Below are 487 nucleotides of genomic sequence, written 5' to 3' on the forward strand. Positions count from 1 at the left end.
ATTCCAAGAACACTTGAATGTGTTTTTAGTTGTATTCATAAATGAATACTTTGAGAACTTTACAAACAACAATAAATTGTTGTTTTGTCAGCTTTCCAAATTGTTAAAGAGCTAGATTTTCTGATGAAAACCATTTTTAAAGATTCTTTTTCAAGAACACTTAAAGATGGTGGAGCTATGCGGGATCGAACCGCAGACCTCCTGCGTGCAAGGCAGGCGCTCTCCCAGCTGAGCTATAGCCCCATCAAGGTGTCGATACTGTCGCCAATTCCTTGGGAAAGAAATTGGTGGGTCTGAGTGGACTCGAACCACCGACCTCTCGCTTATCAGGCGAACGCTCTAACCACCTGAGCTACAGACCCAGTATCGTCTCTTTACTTTATAAACCATATCAATCTGTGTGGACACTCATCGTGAGTAATCATCGTTTAAGGAGGTGATCCAGCGCCAGGTTCCCCTAGCGCTACCTTGTTACGACTTCACCCCA

Annotated in this window: 2 tRNA genes and 1 rRNA gene; all 3 read right to left on the minus strand. The window is 43.7% G+C overall.

The features are described 5' to 3' along the window. Positions 1-167 precede the first annotated feature (167 nt). A tRNA-Ala gene (locus tag IQR33_RS27785) sits at positions 168-243 on the minus strand. Positions 244-285: 42 nt separating this feature from the next. Next, positions 286-362 (minus strand) — tRNA-Ile (locus tag IQR33_RS27790). 67 nt (positions 363-429) lie between these two features. Continuing rightward, positions 430-487: ribosomal RNA gene (locus IQR33_RS27795) — 16S ribosomal RNA — on the minus strand; the annotation flags it as partial.

It is taken from the genome of Vibrio sp. OPT46 (assembly GCF_015163535.1).
GTDB lineage: Bacteria > Pseudomonadota > Gammaproteobacteria > Enterobacterales > Vibrionaceae > Vibrio > Vibrio alginolyticus.